Source organism: Leisingera sp. JC1, from assembly GCF_001679925.1.
Lineage (GTDB): Bacteria > Pseudomonadota > Alphaproteobacteria > Rhodobacterales > Rhodobacteraceae > Leisingera.
In genome coordinates, this window is sequence record NZ_LYUZ01000114.1 from 40,936 (window position 1) to 57,416 (window position 16,481).

Here is a 16,481-nt window from a genome sequence, read left to right on the forward strand (position 1 = left end):
TTGAACGAGGGCAGAAAGTACGTGCAGATCAAAATTTCTCACTAGGTAAAAACAAGAACATTCGTTCTTAATCTTGCGGCGCAGGGATTGCCGTATCGGAAGTCATTGAGGGTGGTATCAATTGCAATATTTTTTTAAAAAATGTTGCAAACAGCAAAAATTGCGCAGTAGGCTTGAGGCACCGCTGGCGATTCGACCCGTTGAGGTCCGGACGCAGTGGCGTCGTGCAGCAGGCGCCAATCACTGCCTGCCTCGAGAGACCGAATGCAGGGAGGAAAACATGCTCAAGTCACTCAAATTCGGAAAATCGCTTATTCGCACCGGTGTGGCCGGCGCGCTGGCGATGTCAGTTGCAACGATGGCATCGGCTTCAGACATGCGGCTGAAGTTTGCCGGCACCTTTCCGGTGGATCATCCGGGCACCAAGATGATGGAGCAGATCAAGACGGATATCGAAGCCGCCGACGTCGGCCTTAAGATATCGCTGTTCCCGGCCAACCAGCTAGGCTCCGGCGAAGCGCTGATGGAAGACACCATCCGCGGCAACATCGATTTCACAGCGGCCTTCATCTACAGCCACAAAGACCCGCGGCTGGAATTCCTGTCGATGCCGTTCCTCGTCAACAACTTCGACGAGATGGACAGCATCATGCGCAACATGGACAGCCCTTTTAACCAGATCCTGCAGGAACGCCTGAACGAGTTGGGCCTGCGACTGCTGGCAAACAATCCCGAAGGCTTTACCGGCATCGTTGCCAACAAGAAGCCGGAGAACTGGAATGTCCTGGGTGCCAAGGACATGAATATCCGCGTCTGGTCCTCGCCTGTGGTGAAGGACATGGTTGAAGGCCTGGGTTTCCAGGCGACCACAATGGCTTGGGGTGACATCTTCCCGGCGTTGCAATCGGGCATCGTGGACGGCGCAATCTGCTGCACCAAATCGGCAACCTACACGATCTTTGCGCAGTCTGACGTTGGCAAATACTATGTCCAGTACAACTCGGTCTCCGAGCTGACCTCCTACTACGCGTCGGAAAAGACCTGGGCAAAGCTGAGCGAAGAACAGCGCGCGGCGGTACAGGCGGCCTTCACCAAAGCTTCGGATGACTTCTTTGCCTACAACCGCGAAAACGATGCCAAATTCGGTGAGCTGCTGCAGGAGAAGGGCTATGAAATCCTGGCTTTGAACGACGAAGAACAGGCCGAGATGGCTTCTTGGGTGCGTGAGAATATCTGGCCGACCATGGCCGATACCATCGGGCAAGACACCCTGGACCGTTTGACAGCAGATTGAGCAGACGAAGGCCGGCAGCGCTGAGCGCCGGCCTTTTTCAGTTTCGGGAGGGAGGCCAGATGACTGAACTAGTGGAAAGGCTGCCAGAAAGCGCCGCCAAACCTTTGCGCGCTATTTTGAAATTCATGCGCCTGTTTGTGGCCGCAGGCGGGCTTTTGATGGCTGTCACCTTTTTTGTGGTGGTGATTATCCGTTACGGATTTGCCGGCAACCTCTTTGCTTATGAGGAATGGCTACTGGCGATCAGCTTCTGGACTTTCTTCTTTGGCGCCGCATTGGCAGGGGAGCGCAAGTCCCACATCAACGCCGATATTCTGGGCGTGGTTCTGGGAGACGGCAAATTGGCCTGGTGGCGCGGTTCTGTCGTCTATCTGATCGAGATCGTGATCGGTGCCTATATCGTGTATTGGTGCTATCTGGCGGTAGAAAGCGAGATCCTGGCTTATCCGCTTTGGGAACGCACGACGGCGTTGAAAATCCCTGCCATCTTCCCGCGCGCTGCAATCATGACTGGCTTTGCCCTCATGACCATCTTCAACGGCATCTACTTTGTGCTGCATCTCATTGATGGACCAAGCGCCTATCACACGCCCCACCCTGAGGAGGAAGACGCATGATCATCTTTGGCAGCATAGTCATCATCTGCAGCCTGCTTCTGCTTGGCGTCAGCGTCTATATCGCCTTTGGTGCGGTTCTCTTGTTCCTTGCCCTAAGCGGCGGCCACGACATCACCGGCTACCTGCCAGCGGGCTACTGGAAGATGAACACCTTGGTATTGCTGGCGATTCCGCTGTTCATGATTTCTGGCGCGATCATGGAAAAGGGAAAAATTGCTGCCCCGCTAGTGGCTCTGGCTGAACTGTTCATCGGCCATATCAAGGGCGGCCTGTCGGCTGCTGCCGTTGTCGCAAGCGGCGTGTTCGGATCCATCTCCGGCAGTGCCAACGCCACACTCACCTGCATCGGCGGCATCATGATGCCGCATCTACGCAAGGCGAATTACCCCGATGGCCTGTCGGCTGCGCTGATTGTCAGCGCCAGCCCGCTGGGCTTGCTGATCCCTCCCAGCTCTTCACATATCCTCTACGCCTGGGTGGCGCAGCAATCGGTTCTGAAAGCTTTCCTGTCGACGGTTTTCCCCGGGATCATTCTGATTGTGCTGCTGATAGCCACCAACCAGTTTGCACTGCGCAAATACAAGGACATCAAGACAACCGTGAAACCGGTTGAATTTGCGCCGCAGTTCAAGTTGCAAACCCGGCAGGCAATGCCGGCACTTCTGATGCCGCTGATTATTCTTGGCGGGATCTATGGCGGGATCATGACACCGACCGAGGCGGCAGGCGTGGCAGTGGTCTATTCGATCCCGATTGCGATTTATGTCTACCGCGGCCTTACCTGGCGCGGGCTGATGGAGACCTTGACCGGTGCGGGGATCACCATCGGTGTGGTGATGACGATGATCTTCATGGTGCTGATCGTCTCGCGGTTCCTGATTTTCGAGGACATTCCCAACATTGCACGGGATCTGGTGTATTCGGTCTCGGACAGCCCGGTGGTGATCCTGCTGATGGTCAACCTGGTGATGATCCTTATCGGGATGCTGATGGACGATATCTCGGGGCTTCTGCTAGCAACGCCCCTTTTGCTGCCAATCGTGCGTGATGTCGGGGTTGATCCGATCCATTTCGCCGCAATCCTGGGCGTGAATTTGGGAATGGCCAATGTCACCCCGCCCACGGCCCCATTGCTGTATCTGGGTGCGCAGGTGACCGAAACGCCGGTTGGCAAAATGCTTGGCCCGACAATGCTGTTCATCTTCTGTGCCTGGCTGCCGACATTGGCCCTAACCACCTTTGTCCCTCAGCTGTCTCTGTGGCTGCCGGAAATGCTCCTGAGCCACTAAGACCAATCCGGGCAGTGCGTTCTCCCCCGTGCTGCCCGGATCCGAAATCTACGGCCTCAAAGATTGCAAATGCAATTTCAGTTGCACCGGGATGTGGCGAATGATCAAAATGGCGCTCTGCAAAACCGGCAGGGAGACAAACATGCCTCAGGAGAAGCCAGCGGACATGAACGCTTATCTCGCTGTTAACGAGAAGCTGAAGGAGCTGTTCCCGCAGCTCCCGCGGGCATTGAAGGTCGCCGCAACCTATATGATCGAGCATCCGGGCGATATTGCGACGCTGTCGATGCGGCAGGTGGCGGCAAATGCGGGGGTTTCGCTGCCGAACTTCGCGCGCCTGGCCAAAGCCCTGGGGTATGAAACATACAGCGATCTTCGCGAAGTTTACCGCAAGCAGGTTCAGCAGAATGATATCAGTGAATATCATTTGCGCGCGGAGAACTTGCAAAAAACCGGTGGCGACCAAGCCACGCGGGAAATCTGGGAAAACTTCAGATCGTCAACCATAGGCAATCTGACGGCAATATTTGACTCGATTGACCCAGACTACTTTGCCGGTGTTGCCAAGGCCCTGAACGACAGCCACCAGATATACGTCGTTGGGATGCAGGCATCAGCGGGGTTTTCAAGCTATGCGCATTACATCGGCGGTATGGCGAGCGGCAAGTTCCGTCTCGTTCGGGGTGAAGGCGGTGTTTTTGGCGACCCCATTGCCGATATGGGCGCCAATGATGCCATGATTGTAATCAGCCAGCAGCCTTGCGCGCGCGCTTCGATCGAACTGGCTGTCATCGCGCGTGAGCGCGGCGCCAGCGTCATAGCAATAACTGACAGCCCGGCATCGCCTATCGCGCTCGAAGCCGACTTCGTGCTCTTGGGGCCGAACCGCAGCCCGCTGTTCTTTGAATCCTATTTGGGGACGACCGCTTTGATCGAAGCGCTAATCGGGTTCTTCACGATTGGCCAGTCGAGCCGCACGGTGGAACGGATGGAACGGATCGAGGCGGACCGGCTGCGCCTGAACGAATACTGGAAAGACAAGAAAGCATGAGTCATGACCGCCAATGAAACCCTGACCCTTCTGGCCTGCCAGATCAGCATTCCGCCTATGACGACCGCTACGCAGCGCGATGCGCATTTACAGGCCTCGGCGGCCAAAGTGCGCGCGCAGCTGGCTGCGGCTGAGGGCAGGGCCGATCTGGTGGTGCTGCCGGAACTGTCAAGCATCGATTACTCTCGTGACACCTTTGCCCGGCTGGGCGAGATTGCCGAGCCGCTGGATGGCGCCTCATTCCAGACCTGGCGGCAGGTTGCAAAGGATTTTGGGGTGCATATTTCCTATAGCTTTGCGCGAACTGGAGAGGGTGGCCCCTTTATTTGCATCGGCGTCGTTGGGCCTGATGGCGGGTTGGTCGGCCACTACGACAAGCTGCACTTGGCACAGTACGGCGCATCAATGGAGAAGGAGTACTTCAACCGCGGACGCCATTTGTTTGTGTTCGAGGTCAACGGTTTCCGTCTGGCTCCGATCATTTGCTACGACATCCGCATCCCCGAGTTGACCCGCACTCTGGTGGTGGATCACGGAGTGGACGCAATCCTGCATTGCGGTGCTTATTACCGCGATGAAAGTTTTCACACCTGGCACCCGTTTGCGATTGCACGGGCGCTGGAAAACCAGGTGTTCTTCCTGTCGCTGAATCGAGCCGGTACGGCCTATGGCAAATCGCTGTTCTGCCTGCCTTGGCAGGATGAAAATACTCTGCCAGTGGAATTTGCTGAAACTGCCGAGGAGTTCCGCCTCATCACGCTGGACCGGGAGACCCAAGCCAAGGCACGGAGGGATTACACGTTCCTCAAGGACCGGCTGGACGACTACCGGATCCACGTTCTTTTGGCCTAGTCCCGAATGCGGGGGATGCGGGCGGCCTTGTAGTAGGCGCCGGTGTCCTCGCGGGTGGCCTCGTAGTCAGCGATCCGCCGCTGAGCTTCTTCGCCGCCAAGCGCAACCAGGTGGCCGAGGAGACACTCAAGCACCGCCATCGCGCCGCCGTAGCAACCGAAATAGTGGTGAGACTGGGTGGTGACCGGGAACACCACATCGGGGTCGATTTGCGGCGCGATCACCTCGCTGTCGGAGATGACGATCAGCCGGGTTCCCTTGCGCCGGGCATAGCGCAGGGACTGGATGGTTTCCGCGGAGTAAGGGGCAAAGGTTATGGCAACCAGGCAATCACGTTCGTCAGCCCCGAACAGTTCGTCCACAGCAGAGCCCATGTGACGCGGAATCAGCTGCAGGCCAGGCAGAGCCATGCGGCCGACGTAATGAAAATAATAGGCCATCGCATAGCTGGAGCGAGTGGCGGTCACATAGCAATTGCGCGCTTCGGTCAGGCAACGCAGGGCGTCCCCGATCCGCTCCTGCGTCATCATCCGTAGCGAACGGGAGACGATGTTCACCTCGTTGCGGGCCAGTTGCGCCTGAGTGCGGGCCAGATTGTCGCCATTGTCCAATTGGGCGATCCAGTCCACGCCCATCAGATCCTCGCGTTCGGTTACCAAGGCGTGGCGGAAGGGGTCGCGGAACGGCTCGAACCCATCAAACCCCATCTTCTGCGCCATCCGCACCAGCGAGTTTGGGCTAACGCCAATTTTCTCCGCTGAGACCCGGATCGGGTCCATGCCGAAATCTCCGGGGTTATCGATAATATATTTTGCGATCACTTTCAGGCGCGGCGGCAAGTCGGCGATGGCACTCTTGAGCTGCGTGAGAAGGCGGGTTTTGCGGTTCCTGTCCATGCTGCATTAAGAACGAATGTTCTTAAACTTGCAATTTGAAAACGCTTCATAAGTGCGCAATTTGGTCCAAAGCTGACCACAATAGAGATAAGCCCATGTCCCTTCCTTCCCACGCTTCGGTCGTTGTTATCGGCGGCGGCATTATGGGGTGTTCGACCCTGTACCACCTGGCCCGGATGGGGGTGGGTGACGCAATCCTGCTGGAGCGCAACAAGCTGACCAGCGGCACCACCTGGCATTCGGCTGCGCAAGTGCGGGCGCTGCGGCACTCGCAGAACCTGACACGGATGATCCAGTATTCGGTCGATTTGTATGCGCGCCTGGAACAGGAGACGGGTCAATCGGTTGGCTGGATCCAGAAGGGCAGTCTCTCTATCGCGACCAATCCCGACCGCCTGACCCACATCAAGCGGCAAGAGGCATTGGCCCGGGCTTATGGTGTGCGCGCCCAGTCGGTGAGTGCAGGAGAAGCCAAGGAACGCTGGCCGCTGATGAATGCGGAAGACGTGATCGGCGCAGTCTGGTCGCCGGATGACGGGCGGGTGTCGCCCTCGGATGTCTGCGCGGCGCTGGTGAAGGCGGCCAAAGGGCTGGGCGCGAAGATTTTCGAGAACACCGGTGTCACCGGCATTTTGACTGAGAACGGCAAGGTTGTGGGGGTTGAGACCACCCAAGGCACCGTGATGTGTGATGCGATTGCACTCTGCACCGGCCTGTGGTCGCGGGAAGTTGGCGCCATGGCCGGAGCTGAAGTGCCTGCGCTGGCCTGCGAGCATTTCTATCTGCTGACCAAGCCGATTGACGGGATCACCGGCAACACGCCGACGCTCAGCGACCACGACAACCACCTTTATATCCGCGATGACAGCGGCGGGCTGCTGGTGGGTTGTTTCGAACCGATGGGCAAGCCGATCAAGCCGGGCGTGCTGGACGAGAGCTTTGAATTCGGTCTGCTGCCGGAGGATTGGGAGCATTTCGAGCCGATGATGATGAATGCGCTGCACCGGCTGCCAGCGCTGGAGACGGCGGAAGTGAAGATGCTGCTGAACGGTCCGGAGAGCTTCACGCCTGACGGGATGTTCATGCTGGGAGAAACCGCGGAGACCAAGGGGCTGTTCCTGGGCTGCGGTATGAACTCGGTTGGTCTGGCGTCGGGCGGCGGTGCGGGTATGAACCTGGCGCATTGCATCGTGCATGGCCACACGGCCTATGACTTGGGGGAGGCAGATGCCAAGCGGTTTGCCCCGGTTTACAACAGCCTGGAGCATCTGATGGCGCGCGCGCCGGAGATCCTGGGAACTCATTACGAAATTGCGTATCCGGGGCGGCAGCTCTCAACGGCCCGGGGTTTGCGCGCCTTGCCGCTGGAGGCTGAGTACAAGGCGGCAGGCGCGCATTTCACCCAAGTCTACGGCTGGGAGCGGCCGCTGTATTTCGGCAAAGCGGGTGAGCCGCGGATGACCTTCGGCAGACCGGATTGGTTCGGGAATGTGAAGGCCGAGGTGATGGCGGCGCATGAGAAAGCGGCTATTTTCGATGCCTCGCCTTTTGGCAAGATCGAGGTGCAGGGACCGGATGCCGAAGCCTTCCTGCAAAAGACCTGTGCGTCGAACATGGCCAAGGCGCCGGGCAGCGCAATCTATACTGCGGTGCTGAATGCGCGCGGCACCTATGAAAGCGACATCACCGCGCACCGGATTGCTGACGACCATTATCGTCTGTTTGTGGGAACCAATGCGATCAAGCGCGATTTTGCCTGGTTCAAGCGGCACGCCGAGGGTTTTGACGTGACCCTCGCCGACAGTACCAAGGACTATGCGGTGCTGGGCTTGATGGGGCCGGAGGCCTCACGGATCGTCACGGAATGCGGAGCGCCGGAGCTGAACGGGCTTGGCTATTTCAAGGTTGGCCCGGCGCATGTGGCGGGCTGTCATGTGCGGGCGGTGCGGATGTCCTATGTGGGTGAGGCCGGCTGGGAGCTGACCATGAGGGCAGAGAATGCCTCCAAGGTCTATGCCGCACTGACCGCTGCCGGTGCCGTGCCTGCCGGGATGTTTGCACAGACTTCGATGCGGGTGGAGAAAGGCTTTGCCGCGATGGGGCATGAACTCGACAGCGATACTAGCCCGGTCGAGGCTGGTCTGGACATGCTTGCCTCCAGGAAGAAGAGCTTCATTGGCTCCGAAGCGCTCGCTGGGCGGCGCAAAACGACCGCGCGCTCGCTGATGACGGTGATCATTGAGGACGAGGATGCGGTGCCGTTGGGGCATGAGCCGGTCTACGTGGGCGGCAAGATCGTGGGGCACACGACTACTGCCTGTTTCGGCTACCGAGTCGGCAAGCCCATCGCGTTGGCTTATGTCCATCTGGACGGCGCGGATGGTGGGCAGGCCGAGGTCGATATTGCCGGCACCCGCTATGCTGCGCACCTGCAATTCGACTGTGCTTTTGACCCCAGCGGCAGCAGAATGAAAGGGTAAAGACCAAATGCCCTGCCTTTCAGGGCTCCCGAGTACACTCAAGCGGTGGGAGATCATACCCGGTACCCGATCCATGCCTGGCGCGGCTACTGCTATCCCCCACCGCCGCCTGCATTCAAGTCTCGGCGGGTACACGCCGCGGGAATATCATCAACGGTCAAGAGGACCAAATCCTGAACAGATCTAACTGAAAAACTCGGTCTCTCAAGGGAGCACGTCACACTTGATGTGTTGTGCGCACGAGGCAAGGTTTCCCTGATCTGGTCACTTGAACTTGTGCCGCCTGAGGTTGCCAAAACTCAATGGTGGCTGCACAGATGGCGTTTGCTCCTGCGACATCTTCTAGAGTGGGAAGAGTGCGATCGGCCGAAGCAGTTTGTCACCCTCGTGCCAGAGACTGACGCCCGAATCACTCAACGCTGGCTTTTTTCAAAGTTGATTGCTCATCCTTCTATGGCTGAGGCTTTAACTGCAGTTAGGAAAAACCGGCCCGGGTGGCTACGCCAGAGAAAGTACGTCCCCAGTGCGTCCCCATTGGCACACTCAGTATTCGCAAGAATTTTTCGCCTTGCAAAAAATTAAACCATTTCAATGATTTGAAGTGGTGCCCGGGGGCGGAATCGAACCACCGACACGAGGATTTTCAATCCACTGCTCTACCCCTGAGCTACCCGGGCACGGGAAGGCTGATCGCCTTGGGTGGGGGCCTTCTATGCCGTGGGCGCGGCGGTGTCCAGAGGGTTTTTCAAAGAAATTCCCTAATGGCGGGTTTGCTTTGCTTTTTYTTTCGCCGCCACGGCGCGTTCCGCTTCTTCCAAAGCGTTTTCAATGTCTTCCGGGTCCTGGCTGGGCACCGTATAGGCGCCGGTCAGCCATTTTCCCAGGTCGATATCGGCGCAGCGCTTGGAGCAGAACGGGCGGTAGCTCCTTTGCGATTCCCCGCCGCAGACCGGACAGCTCATTTCAGCACCTCGCTCAGAGCAATCCGGCCGCGCTTGCGCTGCAATTCGTAGTGTCCAAGGTTGGTCCAGCCCGCCAGCACAGTTTCCTCGGAATCCGCCCGGAAAGAGGCCCGGAGGGCGGTTTCAAACCCGCGGCGGTCTTTCTTTGGCATAGGGGCCAGGTCCAGCACGATCTGACCGCCCAAGCCACGCACCCGCAGGGCGCGGGGCAGGGCTTTGGCGGCGGCCATGTTGGCCTTGATGCCTGCCGCAAGCGAAGTGTCGGACCCGGTGTTCACATCCACCGCGACCAGGGCGCGGGTCGGTTCGATGAACAGGAAGGCGCCGCCTGGCAGCGGTTCGCGGATGCCCTGCGCGGTGTCCAGCGCATCCAGCACGCCGAGGCGCTCAAATCCGCCCGGCTCGCGCTCAATATCCGCTGGGTCCACCCAGTCCCGCCAGGCCAGCAGGTGCGGCGTGTCGCCCTCGGCCAGAACCTCGGGCTCGGATCCTTCGTCCTGCATCACCTGTGCTGCAAGGGCTTCCATCGCGGCCACGTCTTCGGCGATTTCTTCGCTGTCTGCCCCGGCGCAGGCAGAGCGCAGGATCAGCCCGTAACCAGATGCGTCCATTACTTCATGGGCGATTTCCAGCAGCCGGTCGCGCTCGTCTTCGTCGCGGATGCTGCGCGAGATGTTCAGCCCCGGTGCCTCCGGTGTGACAATGGCGTAGCGGCTTTTGAACAACAGTTTCTGGGTCACGGGTATAGCCTTGCCCGGCTCGGCGTAGCCGGACACCTGCACCAGTATCATCTGCCCGGGTGCGAGCCCTTTGACCTGGCGCAGAAAGGCCGGGCCGTCCGGCGTGCTCAGGAACATGCCGCCCTGGCCCTTGACCGGCCGGTCAGCACGGGCGCGGTAGATGGTGCCGGGGGCAGGGGCGTCGCTTTCTACCAGAAAGTCTTCGAGCTTGCCGTCCACCATCAGAGCAGCGGCTTCGCGGTCCTGGATGTGGTCGAGAATGATGGTGCGGCCCTTCATGCGGCGGCCTCCTGATAGAGCGGCAGCCCGGCGGCACGCAGCAGGTTTGCAGTTTCGGATAGCGGCAGCCCGACGATGCCGGTGAAGGAGCCGCTGATCCAGGGAATGAAGGCGCCGGCTGGGCCCTGGATGGCATAGGCGCCGGCCTTGCCTTCCCAGTCGCCGGTGGCGAGATATGCGTTCAGTTCTTCGTCGGAGAGGTTCTTCATCTTCACCTGGCTGACCACATCCTTTTCCCAGACGCGGCCGCCGTGGCGCACGGCAACAGCGGTGATCACCCGGTGGCGGCGGCCGGAGAGAGCGAGGAGGAATTCCGCTGCCTCGCCTGCATCGCGCGGCTTGCCCAGGATGCGGCGGCCAAGCGCCACGGTGGTATCCGCGCAGAGAACGACATCATCAGCGCCGGCCGGCACGGCCTCTGTCTTTTCCCGCGTGACGCGCGCGCAGTAGTCGCGCGGCAGTTCTCCCTTCCGAGGGGTCTCATCGATCTCCGGCGGGCGCACCTCGTCCGGATGCACGCCCAGCTGCGCCAGCAATTGCAGCCGCCGCGGGCTGCCCGATCCCAGGATAAATGCCATGCCGTGGCCCCTCTTATCTCTTTGCGCCTGTCATAAGGCGAAATCCGCCAGCAGGAAAGCGGGCTGGGTCCATTCCTCCTGCCCTAAACATCCCTGCCGGGGGCAACGGTCAACAGGCCGCCAAAAACAAAAGCCCGGCAGAATGCCGGGCCTTGATATTTCCTCCAGATCAAACGCTTACTTGAAGCGGTAGTTGATCCGGCCCTTGGTCAGGTCGTAGGGGGTCATTTCCACCTGAACTTTGTCGCCAGCCAGAACACGGATGCGGTTCTTGCGCATCTTGCCTGCCGTGTGTGCGATGATCTCATGGCCGTTCTCAAGCTCGACCCGAAACGTCGCGTTAGGCAGGAGTTCCTTCACGACACCGGGAAATTCGAGCGTATCTTCCTTGGCCATGTTGTCTCCATCATTGGGTTAACCCGCAAACTGCGGGACGTGCGCTTAAATGGGGTCATTTTTCCAATATTTCAAGGGCTCAATCAGCAAAGAGCGGCCTTTGTGACCGATTTCACCCGCGGCGTTTGCTCCTCCCAGTGCAGGCGGTTCAGCACCCCGCCATCTGCCCTTACATGGGCTATCGCCTCCAAGTCCGCTTCGCCGTAGGTCCAGCCTGGTGTGTTCAGCGTGCCCTCAGACAGCACCCCGGTGCCAGGGAAGCCCTTGTCCGGCGGGCCGAAAATGCCGCCGGTGCCGGTGTTCATGTCCACGGCCTGGGACCATTCATTGGCCCCGACAATGGAGGCCATGGCGGTCACGCACTGGTTTTCCAGCGCCCGCGACATCGCACCGATGCGCACCCGCCAGTAGCCGGCCAGCGCCTCGGTGCAGGAGGGAACCAGAATCACATCCGTCTCCGCCAGCGCCCGGCCCAACAGCGGGAACTCGCTGTCATAGCAGATCAGTACCCCGATTCTCCCCAGGGAAGTGTCGAAGATCTTGAGCGGGCCGCCGCCCGTGATGCCCCAGTCCTCGCGCTCGAACCGGGTCATGATCTGCTTGTCCTGATGGTCCCGCTTGCCAGTGGGCGTGTACAGTTCGGCGCGGTTCACCGGCCTGTCCAGCCCGCTGTTCACCGGGGCAGAGGCTCCGAGGATATGCACCCTGTGTGCGGCGGCCAGTTTCAAATGCAGCGCAGCGGCATCTTCCATTTTCTCCGACACGGAATGAATTGACTGCTCCAGATCGCCGGCAACCGCAGCCCCGTCCAGCGTCGACAGCTCCATCGCGCCGTACTCGGGAAACACCAGCAGTTCGGCGCCATTGCCGACAGCCTCTGCTACCCAGGCGGCAAGTTTGTCCTCATACTGCGCCCAGCTGTCGAGCCAATCGAGCGGATAGGCGGCGGTGGCGATTTTCATGCGGTTTCTCCGGCAGTCAGCAGCCGCATCCCGGTGCGGTCCTTTTACAGGATTGCCCGGCATAGCGGCCCTGCGCAAGGCCGCGCGGCAACCGGGATTCAGCTGCCGCCGGATGCGTCGGGAAAATATCAAAGAGATTGCACATTTTTGCAACGGAAGCAGACGCGTGCTGCGTTACATCTTGGTGCTGTCCGGCAATTTGGCCATTCTGCGCAGGCAGCAGATCATTTGATTTATTGGAAAAGAGGATCACTCCTTTGGCAACCAAACTTGATGACAAGAACCTGAGCGGCGTTATCGCCAGTATCCCGAAAAAAGGGTTCACCGCAAAGTTCTGGCAGGATCACCGCTCTGTTTTTGTGCAGGGCAGCGGTGTGGCGAAATGCCTGAAAGCCCTGAATGACCGGGATGTGCCGCCTTCAGGCGATCCGTCCGATGTGCCGCTCAGTTCACTGCAGACTGTTATTGATTACTATTACAAGCTCGAAGCCGCGCTGCTGAAGGCTAAAAAGAAATGCACCGGTGCACAAAGCCATACCAAGAAATTCTGCGACGCTTTCATCAAAGCGGCACTGAAGCGCGCGGAAGAAGCGGAAAAGCGGCTGAAGAGCATCGCCAAAGACGAGGCGGTAAAGGAAAAACAACGCCAGGAGACCGAGAAAGAGTATGCTAAGTTTAAGAAGCAGCAGGAAAAAGAGCAGGACCTGATGCTGGACAAGCTGGCTGATCTGGATAAACGCGCACGGAATGTGACCAAGGCCTGCGAGGATATGGATCAGGACATCAAGCTGGCCACTGCCGATGTGAACAAACTGATCAAAGGCCTCGACACTCAGCGCGATGGCAACGGCAAGATTGTACCGGAAATTGCCAAGCGGTTTGAAAGCGGACTGGAGTCGATCCAGAAGAAACACAAACTGCCGCTGCATGGCCAGAACCTGAAAACCAGCCTGCCCAAGATTTTCAAGGAAATGACCAAGCAGCTCCTGACCTATGACAAGCTGGACTACGCCAAACAGCAGCGCAAGTCCGCTCGCGCATCCCTGATGGAGGCGTCGGACAGCCTGCAGGATGCCAAGGATAGCTTCAAGATCTATGCCGAAGCACACAAGAAACTGGCTTTCGCGCTGAAAGAAACCGCTTAAAGGGCAGGCAGGCGCAGGCGTGTATCCACGCGCCGGCGTCCTTTACAGATCCCGGATCCAGAACTGCAGCGGCTTCTTGGTCTCTTCCGTTTGGTCCACGTCTTTCCAGGAAAAATGCGCGACGGCGCCTTCCAGCGGCGCATAGCCGCGCTTGCGCCAGAACGGATCCAGCGGCGCGTAATCTGCGGGCCTCATCGGGTGGTCCGTCGGGCGCTGCACGCCGCAAAAGGCGGTTTTCCTGAACCCGTGCTTTCGGGCATGCGCCTCGCGCGCGTCAAAGAACCCATGACCGACGCCATGCCCGCGGTATTCCGGCAGCAGCACGGATTCGGCGCAATAGAAGACGTCGTTCAACTCAATTCCCTTACCTTCAAACGCTGCTGCGAAATCATCCGCGTGGTCGTTCAGCGGCGCACCGGTGGAGGCGCCCACAAGGGTCTCGCCGTCAAAGGCGCCCACGACCACGGCGCGGGTGCTGTCACGGTAGCTTTGCAGATACTCACGCTCATAGGCTAGGTCCCCGTCGTACAGGTACGGCCAGGCGCGGAACACCTTGATCCGCAGGCGCGCCACATCGTCCAGCGCGGCCTCCAGTGCCGCGCCGGTCATCGCTTCGACCTGGATGCTCATCCGGCTGAGACCTGCGCGATCCAGTCCGCAAGGTTGTAATAGGTGGTGACGCGGGAAATCTTGCCGTCCTTCAGCTCAAAGAACGATCCCGCAGGCAGGCGGTAGGTCTGGCCCTTGGCCTCGGGCAGGCCCTCATCCGTTTGCAGGTAAGTGCCATTCACGATGAACTCCGCCGCCGCGCGGCTGCCGCCCTCTGCGGAAAAGATCACCATATCGGTCAGCTCTTCCTTGTAGCAGCGGTCCATGTGGGCGCAGAACTCGGCAAACTTCTCCTTGCCTACCCGGATTTTGCCCTCGTTCACGTGATGGGCAATCTGCTCATCCAGGCAGTCCAGCATGGTGTCCGTGTCGCCGGCGTTGAAGGCCGCGAAATAGCGCGCGATGGTGTCGGTCATGTTCTCTCCGTCGGTTCACCCCAGCGGTTTTTCAGGTGCTGGATGATTTGATCCCGTGTTTGACGGTAAATATCTAGCTTGGCCTGACGCGTCTCGCCGAGCCCGGTAGGGTCCATTATCGGCCAATATTCGACATCGAGGTGAAAAAAACGGGTGAGCTCCAGTGCCCGGCGCTGACTGGCGGGCGACAGCGCCACCACCAAGTCAAAGGATGACAGGTCGTCGCCCCAGCGTTCCATCTCGTCAAAGGAGCGGGACCGGTGCCGGGACAGTTCGACATCAATCTCCTGGCAAACCGCGATGGAGAAGCCGTCGATCTCCATGTCGTTCTTGACCCCGGCGGACTGCACATAGGTGCCGGTGCCGTAGAATTTTTTCATGATGCCCTCCGCCATCGGAGAGCGGACCGAATTGTGGTCGCAACAGAACAGAACGGACTGCGGCAGCTCCTCCACGCGTCAGCCTCCGAAGTGCAGGACGCAGATCAGGGTGAACAGGCGGCGGGCGGTGTCGGTGTCAACCTCGGCCTTGCCCTCAAGCCTTTCCTGCAGAACCCGGCTGCCTTCGTTGTGAATACCGCGCCGGGCCATGTCGATGGTTTCGATCTGGCTAGGCGGCATGGTCTTTACTGCGGTGAAGTAGCTTTCGCAGATCTGGTAGTAGTCCTTGACCACCTGCCGGAAAGGCGACAGCGACAGGTGAAACTCTGCGGCCTTCTCCCCGGCTTCGGTGTTGATGTCAAAGACCAGCCGCTTGTCGCGGATCGCCAGCCCCAAATGGTAGGGACCGGCTGGAATGTCGCGGTCTTCCCGTTGCGGCAGGGCAAAGCTGTTGTCCTCGATCAGGTCATAGATCGCCACCTTGCGCTCCTGCTCGATCTCGGGCGTTGGGGGCGGCAGGTTGCGGTCGTCCAGTTCGATATGGCTGATGCGGCTCATTGGTCTTTGTCTCTGATATGCGCAGGGGCGTCCGGCCATGAGTATCGCACCGCTCCGCTTGGGGCAATGCAGCAGCGGGCGTCAATCTCCTGCCCGTTTGCGGCAGTGCTTGACAGACCACGCCCCCGCGACCAGCCTGCCGCCAGCAGGAGACAGCGAAATGACAGCCCTTGAACCGTTTTCCCTCTATGGCCGCCGCGCGCTGGTGACCGGCTCCACCGATGGTCTTGGCTTCGCCGCGGCCCGCCTTCTGGCAGAGGCCGGGGCTGAGGTCTGGGTCAACGGACGCAGCCAAGAGCGGGTGGCTGCTGCGCTCGCCCGGATGCCCGGCACCGCCCGCCCGCTGGTGCTGGACATCGCGGATGAAAGCGCCGCTACGGCAGCAATGGCAGAGATCGCACAGGATGGCGGGATGGACATCCTGGTCAACAACGTCGGCCAGCGCGACCGGCGCAGCCTGCCCGAATTCACCCGTGCCGATCTGCAATCGCTATGGGAGGTCGACCTGGTCTCGCCCTTCCGCCTGTCCCAGCTTGCCGCCGGGCAAATGGTACCCAAGGGCTGGGGCCGCATCATCAATATCTCGTCGATTGCTGGCCTCATCGCACAATCCGGCGACGCGGCCTACACCACCGCCAAGGCCGGTATCAACGGCATGACCCGCGCACTGGCAGCAGAGCTTGGCCCCAAGGGCATCACCGTCAACGCCATAGCTCCGGGATTTTTCAAGACCGCGCCCAATATGGCCGCAGCAGCGGATCCAGCGATTGCGGCGAAGCTCAAGACTGCCACCGCGCTGGGCCGTTGGGGCGATCCGGAAGAGCTTGCGCCAGCGATTTTGTTCCTCGCGTCACCGGCGGCGTCTTACATCACCGGGCAAGTTCTGGCCGTGGATGGCGGATACACTGCGCACTACTAAGCGTGCTCAGTTCTTCTTCTTGCCCCAAATATCCCGGGGTGAATGCGCGGCACGCGCA

General features: G+C 59.6%; 19 protein-coding genes and 1 tRNA gene. 8 read left to right on the forward strand and 12 right to left on the reverse strand.

Features of this window, described 5'->3' with window-relative positions:
• Nucleotides 1-280 precede the first annotated feature (280 nt).
• The 5 genes from dctP (at nt 281) to A9D60_RS18565 (ending at nt 5,103) form a co-directional block, all read left to right on the forward strand.
• Nucleotides 281-1,294, forward strand: a complete 1,014-nt coding sequence (gene dctP / locus A9D60_RS18545) for a TRAP transporter substrate-binding protein DctP (RefSeq protein ID WP_065268962.1) — start codon at nt 281-283, stop codon at nt 1,292-1,294.
• A 59-nt stretch (nt 1,295-1,353) separates the two neighbouring features.
• Entirely contained in the window at nt 1,354-1,911 is a 558-nt protein-coding gene (locus tag A9D60_RS18550; RefSeq protein WP_065268963.1) for a TRAP transporter small permease, read from the forward strand.
• The gene (locus tag A9D60_RS18555; RefSeq protein WP_065268964.1) at nt 1,908-3,200 is read left to right on the forward strand and encodes a TRAP transporter large permease; all 1,293 of its coding nucleotides are present in this window, start codon (nt 1,908-1,910) and stop codon (nt 3,198-3,200) included. Before A9D60_RS18550 ends, A9D60_RS18555 begins: the two co-directional genes overlap by 4 nt.
• A gap of 100 nt (nt 3,201-3,300) precedes the next feature.
• Nucleotides 3,301-4,251: a MurR/RpiR family transcriptional regulator gene (locus tag A9D60_RS18560; protein WP_065268965.1), complete on the forward strand. Its 951-nt coding sequence runs from the start codon at nt 3,301-3,303 to the stop codon at nt 4,249-4,251.
• Nucleotides 4,252-4,254: 3 nt separating this feature from the next.
• Nucleotides 4,255-5,103 carry a carbon-nitrogen hydrolase family protein gene (locus A9D60_RS18565; protein WP_065268966.1) on the forward strand — a complete coding sequence of 283 codons (849 nt, stop codon included), beginning with the start codon at nt 4,255-4,257 and terminating at the stop codon, nt 5,101-5,103.
• On the opposite strand, the gene A9D60_RS18570 is transcribed toward A9D60_RS18565, so the two are convergent.
• Nucleotides 5,100-5,999, reverse strand: coding sequence for a MurR/RpiR family transcriptional regulator (locus tag A9D60_RS18570; protein ID WP_065268967.1), 900 nt, complete (start codon nt 5,997-5,999; stop codon nt 5,100-5,102). The genes A9D60_RS18565 and A9D60_RS18570 overlap by 4 nt on opposite strands.
• Nucleotides 6,000-6,094: 95 nt before the next feature.
• Between A9D60_RS18570 and A9D60_RS18575 the strand changes: the two genes are divergently transcribed.
• Nucleotides 6,095-8,479: a GcvT family protein gene (locus A9D60_RS18575; protein WP_065268968.1), complete on the forward strand. Its 2,385-nt coding sequence runs from the start codon at nt 6,095-6,097 to the stop codon at nt 8,477-8,479.
• Between the two features lie 602 nt (nt 8,480-9,081).
• Here the strand turns inward: A9D60_RS18575 and A9D60_RS18580 are convergent.
• The 7 genes from A9D60_RS18580 to A9D60_RS26660 all read right to left on the reverse strand — a co-directional run bounded on the left by A9D60_RS18580 (nt 9,082) and on the right by A9D60_RS26660 (nt 12,649).
• Nucleotides 9,082-9,156 (reverse strand) — tRNA-Phe (locus A9D60_RS18580).
• A gap of 81 nt (nt 9,157-9,237) precedes the next feature.
• Nucleotides 9,238-9,441, reverse strand: a complete 204-nt coding sequence (locus A9D60_RS18585) for a DNA gyrase inhibitor YacG (RefSeq protein WP_065268969.1) — start codon at nt 9,439-9,441, stop codon at nt 9,238-9,240.
• Entirely contained in the window at nt 9,438-10,460 is a 1,023-nt protein-coding gene (locus A9D60_RS18590) for a ribonuclease E/G (RefSeq protein ID WP_065268970.1), read from the reverse strand. Before A9D60_RS18590 ends, A9D60_RS18585 begins: the two co-directional genes overlap by 4 nt.
• Nucleotides 10,457-11,038: a Maf family protein gene (locus A9D60_RS18595; RefSeq protein ID WP_065268971.1), complete on the reverse strand. Its 582-nt coding sequence runs from the start codon at nt 11,036-11,038 to the stop codon at nt 10,457-10,459. The genes A9D60_RS18590 and A9D60_RS18595 overlap by 4 nt, the downstream gene beginning before the upstream one ends.
• A 177-nt stretch (nt 11,039-11,215) precedes the next feature.
• A complete protein-coding gene (gene infA, locus A9D60_RS18600) occupies nt 11,216-11,434 on the reverse strand; it encodes a translation initiation factor IF-1 (RefSeq protein WP_005978431.1) in 219 nt (72 codons plus the stop codon).
• A gap of 83 nt (nt 11,435-11,517) precedes the next feature.
• The gene (locus A9D60_RS18605) at nt 11,518-12,396 is read right to left on the reverse strand and encodes a carbon-nitrogen hydrolase family protein (protein ID WP_065268972.1); all 879 of its coding nucleotides are present in this window, start codon (nt 12,394-12,396) and stop codon (nt 11,518-11,520) included.
• Between the two features lie 16 nt (nt 12,397-12,412).
• Nucleotides 12,413-12,649: a hypothetical protein gene (locus A9D60_RS26660; RefSeq protein WP_175392985.1), complete on the reverse strand. Its 237-nt coding sequence runs from the start codon at nt 12,647-12,649 to the stop codon at nt 12,413-12,415.
• A gap of 4 nt (nt 12,650-12,653) precedes the next feature.
• Here A9D60_RS26660 and A9D60_RS18615 point away from each other — a divergent pair, with 4 nt between their 5' ends.
• Nucleotides 12,654-13,541: a hypothetical protein gene (locus tag A9D60_RS18615; protein ID WP_065268974.1), complete on the forward strand. Its 888-nt coding sequence runs from the start codon at nt 12,654-12,656 to the stop codon at nt 13,539-13,541.
• Nucleotides 13,542-13,583: 42 nt separating this feature from the next.
• Here A9D60_RS18615 and A9D60_RS18620 read toward each other — a convergent pair whose 3' ends face one another.
• Genes A9D60_RS18620 through A9D60_RS18635 form a run of 4 tightly spaced genes read right to left on the reverse strand, consistent with a single transcriptional unit; the run spans nt 13,584 to nt 15,504 of the window.
• Complete coding sequence (locus A9D60_RS18620) at nt 13,584-14,171, reverse strand: GNAT family N-acetyltransferase (protein ID WP_065268975.1); 588 nt, start codon at nt 14,169-14,171, stop codon at nt 13,584-13,586.
• On the reverse strand, nt 14,168-14,566 hold the full coding sequence (locus A9D60_RS18625) for a ketosteroid isomerase-related protein (protein WP_039185182.1): 399 nt from the start codon (nt 14,564-14,566) through the stop codon (nt 14,168-14,170). Before A9D60_RS18625 ends, A9D60_RS18620 begins: the two co-directional genes overlap by 4 nt.
• Nucleotides 14,563-15,021 (reverse strand): arsenate-mycothiol transferase ArsC, encoded by a 459-nt coding sequence (locus A9D60_RS18630; RefSeq protein WP_019295067.1) that lies wholly within the window; start codon nt 15,019-15,021, stop codon nt 14,563-14,565. Before A9D60_RS18630 ends, A9D60_RS18625 begins: the two co-directional genes overlap by 4 nt.
• Nucleotides 15,022-15,024: 3 nt before the next feature.
• The gene (locus tag A9D60_RS18635) at nt 15,025-15,504 is read right to left on the reverse strand and encodes a UPF0262 family protein (RefSeq protein ID WP_019295066.1); all 480 of its coding nucleotides are present in this window, start codon (nt 15,502-15,504) and stop codon (nt 15,025-15,027) included.
• Between the two features lie 160 nt (nt 15,505-15,664).
• On the opposite strand from A9D60_RS18635, the gene A9D60_RS18640 reads away from it, so the two are divergent.
• Nucleotides 15,665-16,423 carry an SDR family oxidoreductase gene (locus A9D60_RS18640; protein ID WP_065268976.1) on the forward strand — a complete coding sequence of 253 codons (759 nt, stop codon included), beginning with the start codon at nt 15,665-15,667 and terminating at the stop codon, nt 16,421-16,423.
• Nucleotides 16,424-16,481: the final 58 nt, after the last annotated feature.